At 63.5% G+C, this 3,875-nt stretch carries 3 protein-coding genes and 1 pseudogene; 2 read left to right on the plus strand and 2 right to left on the minus strand.

Annotated elements, in window-relative coordinates; genetic code table 11:
- Nucleotides 1–197, minus strand: a pseudogene (locus EN991_RS26795) (sugar ABC transporter permease); the annotation flags it as partial.
- Entirely contained in the window at nucleotides 194–1,120 is a 927-nt protein-coding gene (locus EN991_RS26800; RefSeq protein ID WP_127369891.1) for an ABC transporter ATP-binding protein, read from the minus strand. The gene EN991_RS26800 and the pseudogene EN991_RS26795, both read right to left, overlap by 4 nt.
- Nucleotides 1,121–1,381: 261 nt before the next feature.
- Here EN991_RS26800 and EN991_RS26805 point away from each other — a divergent pair, with 261 nt between their 5' ends.
- Both EN991_RS26805 and EN991_RS26810 read left to right on the plus strand, forming a co-directional pair.
- Entirely contained in the window at nucleotides 1,382–2,743 is a 1,362-nt protein-coding gene (locus EN991_RS26805) for a cytochrome ubiquinol oxidase subunit I (RefSeq protein WP_013528682.1), read from the plus strand.
- A 9-nt stretch (nucleotides 2,744–2,752) separates the two neighbouring features.
- Entirely contained in the window at nucleotides 2,753–3,757 is a 1,005-nt protein-coding gene (locus EN991_RS26810) for a cytochrome d ubiquinol oxidase subunit II (protein ID WP_013528683.1), read from the plus strand.
- The last annotated feature ends 118 nt before the right edge of the window (nucleotides 3,758–3,875 follow it).

Genomic DNA, 3,875 nt, shown 5'->3' on the forward strand with positions numbered 1-3,875 from the left:
AGCATGATCAGACCCGGCACGATGAAGGCGCCGTAGCTGATGCCGTCGATCTCGGTGATGCGCGAGCCGATGGCCGAGCCGAAGACGACGAAATACAGCGACGTCGAGATGACCGGCGAGACGATGCTCTGCAGCACGGTGCGGAAAGCACGTGCCATTTCCATCCGGTAGATCGCCCATACTGCGCGAAGGTTCATGGCTCCCTCCTCACCAGATTGACGAAGATCTCCTCGAGCGAAGAGTTTTGCGTGTCGATATCGCGGAACTGGATGCCGCCGGCCTCGAGATCGCGCGTCAACGGGGCGACGCCGGGCCGCTCGGCCTGGTTGTCATAGGTGTAGGTCAGCTGCCCGCCATCGGGCGACAATTCCAGCGCATAGCGCGAGAGCGCCTCGGGAATGGCCGTCAGCGGATTGCGCAGTTCCAGCACCAGCCGCTTGCGGCCGAGCTTGCGCATCAGTTCGGCCTTGTTCTCGACCAGGATGATCTCGCCGCGGTTGATGACGCCGACGCGGTCGGCCATCGCTTCGGCTTCCTCGATATAGTGCGTGGTGAGGATGATGGTGACGCCGTCCTCGCGCAGCCGGCGCACCATCGCCCACATGTCCTGGCGCAGCTCGACGTCGACGCCGGCGGTCGGCTCGTCGAGGAACAGGATGCGCGGCTCATGCGACAGCGCCTTGGCGATCATCAGCCGGCGCTTCATGCCGCCCGACAGGGTGATCGCCTTGGCGTCCTTCTTGTCCCACAGTGAGAGATCGCGCAGCACCTTCTCGACAAAGCCGTGGTTGGCCGGCTTGCCGAACAGGCCACGGCTGTAATTGACCGTCGCCCAGACGCTCTCGAAGGCATCGATGGTCAGTTCCTGCGGCACCAGCCCGATCAGACCGCGCGCGGCGCGATAATCCTTGTTGATGTCGTGGCCGTCGACGGTGACGGTGCCCGACGAGCGGTTGACGATGCCGCAGACGATCGAGATCAGCGTCGTCTTGCCGGCGCCATTGGGCCCAAGCAGCGCGAAGATTTCGCCGCGCTGAATGTCGAGATTGACTTCCTTGAGCGCGGTAAAACCGGTGGCGTAGGTCTTGGAGACCCCGGAAATGGACAGGATGGAAGGCATGGATGAAAACGGCTGCTTGAAAGAGGTCCCCTGATATAGGCCGAATGTCGGTGCTTGCAACCGCAAGTCAATGCCCTGCTGACAGTTCTCGACAATCGTTGCAGGCCGGCCATTGCAGGTGCGGCGCACAGGCCCGGAGTTGCGCGGCATGCAACCGGGAAAATTGTCCTGTGGCGTTCAGCCTCGCGGCAGGACGCCGCTTTGACCTGAACTCGCTTCGGGCCTATTCTTCGCGAGTATTTGCAGCAGCCGGAGCCCATCATGGACCCGCTCATACTTTCGCGTATCCAGTTCGGCGCGAATATTTCATTCCACATTCTATTTCCGACGATCACCATTGCGCTGGGTTGGGTGCTGCTGTTCTTCAAGCTGCGCTACAACGCCACCAACGATTCCGCCTGGATGCGCGCCTATTTCACCTGGGTGAAGGTGTTCGCGCTGTCCTTTGCCATGGGCGTGGTTTCGGGCGTCACCATGAGCTTCCAGTTCGGCACCAACTGGCCGGGCTACATGGAAAAGGTCGGCAACATCGCCGGGCCGCTGCTGGCCTACGAGATCCTCACCGCCTTCTTCCTCGAAGCGGCCTTCCTCGGCATCATGCTGTTCGGCTTCCGCCGCGTTTCCAACCGCATCCACACGCTGGCGACGGTGCTTGTCGCCGGCGGCACCACCGTCTCGGCGTTCTGGATCATCGCGCTCAATTCCTGGATGCAGACGCCGGCCGGCTTCGAGATGCGCGACGGCGTGGCGCATGCGGTCGACTGGTGGGCAATCATCTTCAACCCGTCGATGCCCTACAGGCTGACCCACATGCTGCTGGCGTCCGGGCTGACGGTGTCGTTCCTGATCGCTGGCCTGTCGGCGCTGCGCTATCTCACCGGCGACCGTTCGGAATCGATGTGGAAGGCGCTGCGCACCGGCGTCTTCACGGCCGCGATCCTGATCCCGATCCAGATCTTCGCCGGCGACCAGCATGGGCTGAACACGCTGGAGCACCAGCCGCAGAAGATCGCCGCCATGGAAGCCAACTGGAACACCGGCCCCAACGTGCCGCTGGTGCTTTTTGCGCTTCCCGACGAGGCCGCGAAGGAAAACAAATTCGAGATCGCCATTCCCGACGGCGCCAGCCTGGTGCTGCGGCACTCGACCAGCGGTGTCGTGCCGGGACTGAACGATTATCCCGGCAACCATCCGCCGGTCTTTCCGGTGTTCTGGGGTTTCCGCGTGATGGTCGGCACAGGCATATTGATGCTGCTCGTCTCATGGTCGGCGGCCTTCTTCCTCAAGCGCCGGCACAGCCTGCCGAAGCCGCTCGCCATGCTGATGGTACCGATGGCGCTGTCGGGCTGGCTGGCGACGCTGGCCGGCTGGTACACCACCGAAATCGGCCGCCAGCCCTGGCTGGTGACGGGCGTGCTGAAAACGGCAGACGCGGTCGGCCCGGTGGCGGGCAGCCATGTCGCGCTGACGCTGGCGACCTACCTCGTTCTCTATGTGCTTTTGCTGATCGCCTATCTCGGCGTGCTGGTGCACCTGGCGCTGAAGGCGGCGAAGGACGGCGATTCATCGCCGCTGCCGGGCGTCATGAACGCCGCCATGTCACAGCCGGCGGCTGGCGAGTAGGAGAAGAAGATGAGCTTCGACTGGCCAACCGCGCTTCCCCTCATCTTCGCCGGCCTGATGGGCCTCGCCATCCTGATCTACGTCATTCTCGACGGTTTCGATCTCGGCATCGGCATCCTGTTCGCCGCCGCCGAAGACGCCGAACAGGATACGATGATTGCCGCGATCGGCCCGTTCTGGGACGCCAACGAAACCTGGCTGGTGCTGGCCGTCGGCCTGCTGCTGGTCGCCTTCCCGCTGGCGCATGGCGTCATCCTGACGGCGCTCTACATTCCGGTCTTCGTGCTTTTGCTCGGGCTGATCCTGCGCGGCGTTGCCTTCGATTTCCGCGCCAAGGTGCCAGCTGGCCGGAAGCATCGCTGGAACCGTATTTTCTTCCTGGGTTCGCTCATCGCCTCGCTGGCGCAGGGCTACATGCTGGGTGTCTATGTGCTCGGCCTCGATGTCGGCCTCGGCGGCATGGCGTTCGGCGTGCTGGTGGCGTTCTGCCTTGCCGCCGCCTACGCGGCGATGGGTGCCGCCTGGGTGATCTACAAGACTGAAGGCGAATTGCAGAAGAAGGCGGTGCGCTGGCTGCGCACGACGCTGGTGCTGACCGCGCTCGGCATGGCCGCGGTGTCGCTGGCGACGCCCTTCGCCAGCCCGCGCATCTTCGACAAATGGTTCGTCTGGCCGGAGATGCTTTATCTGTCGCCGCTGCCGATCCTGTCGGCGCTGCTGTTTCTGTGGCTGTGGCGGCAGACCTTCCATCTGCCGAAGCCCGACGACCGCCATTCACTGACGCCGTTCCTGACGCTAGCGGCCATCTTCGCGCTTGGCTTTGCCGGCCTCGCCTGGTCGTTCTACCCGTTCGTGGTGCCGGATCGCCTGACCATCTGGCAGGCAGCCTCGGCACCGGAAAGCCTGGCCATCATCCTGGCCGGCACCGTGGTCGTGCTGCCGATCATCATCTTCTATTCCTTCTATGCCTACCGGGTGTTCGGCGGCAAGGCGACCGACCTGACCTACGATTGATCCGCTCCACCTCTTTGACGCAAAAGCGCCATGCGCTTTCCCCAGGAAGGGCTGCTTTCAGATCAGCCCGGAATCGCGCGCGGCAGCTGTGGCCTCGCCACGCGAGATGGCATCCAGC

Source organism: Mesorhizobium sp. M7A.F.Ca.US.005.03.2.1, assembly GCF_003997795.1.
GTDB classification, from domain to species: Bacteria; Pseudomonadota; Alphaproteobacteria; order Rhizobiales; family Rhizobiaceae; genus Mesorhizobium; species Mesorhizobium ciceri.

Bases quoted from the DNA above. Each gene is read 5' to 3' on its own strand.
- EN991_RS26805 (WP_013528682.1), top strand. From the start codon at position 1,382: ATGGACCCGCTCATACTTTCGCGTATCCAGTTCGGCGCGAATATTTCA.
- EN991_RS26800 (WP_127369891.1), bottom strand. From the start codon at position 1,120: ATGCCTTCCATCCTGTCCATTTCCGGGGTCTCCAAGACCTACGCCACC.
- EN991_RS26810 (WP_013528683.1), top strand. From the start codon at position 2,753: ATGAGCTTCGACTGGCCAACCGCGCTTCCCCTCATCTTCGCCGGCCTG.